The organism is Thalassotalea sp. G20_0 (assembly GCF_017744175.1).
Taxonomy (GTDB): domain Bacteria; phylum Pseudomonadota; class Gammaproteobacteria; order Pseudomonadales; family Endozoicomonadaceae; genus Endozoicomonas.
The window spans coordinates 1-629 of the sequence record NZ_JAGHQV010000423.1 but is presented as its reverse complement, the minus strand read 5'-3'; the positions used below and the strand labels follow the sequence as shown (position 1 = coordinate 629).

General features: G+C 53.7%; 1 rRNA gene. It reads left to right on the top strand.

Going from position 1 to position 629, the window contains the following annotated elements:
• A 23S ribosomal RNA gene (locus tag J7438_RS26845) occupies window positions 1–629 on the top strand; the annotation flags it as partial.

Sequence of the window (629 nt, the reverse complement as noted above, 5' to 3'; positions counted from 1 at the left end):
GTATCAGAAGTGCGAATGCTGACATGAGTAACGACAAGGGGAGTGAGAAGCTCCCCCGCCGGAAGACCAAGGGTTCCTGCGCAACGCTAATCGGCGCAGGGTGAGTCGGCCCCTAAGGTGAGGTCGAAAGACGTAATCGATGGGAAACAGGTCAATATTCCTGTACCCCTTCTGACTGCGATGGAGTGACGGAGAAGGCTAGGTCAGCGCAGCGTTGGTTGTCTGCGTTTAAGATCGTAGGCTGGGGATCCAGGCAAATCCGGATCCTCAAGGCCGAGAATTGATGACGAGGCTCTACGGAGCTGAAGTGATTGATGCCATGCTTCCAGGAAAAACTTCTAAGCTTCAGGTCAGAAGGGACCGTACCCCAAACCGACACAGGTGGTCAGGTAGAGAATACCAAGGCGCTTGAGAGAACTCGGGTGAAGGAACTAGGCAAAATGGCACCGTAACTTCGGGAGAAGGTGCGCCGGCTTTGGTGATCGGACTTGCTCCGTAAGCTGAGGCTGGTCGAAGATACCAGGTGGCTGCGACTGTTTATTAAAAACACAGCACTGTGCAAACACGAAAGTGGACGTATACGGTGTGACGCCTGCCCGGTGCCGGAAGGTTAATTGATGGGGTTATCT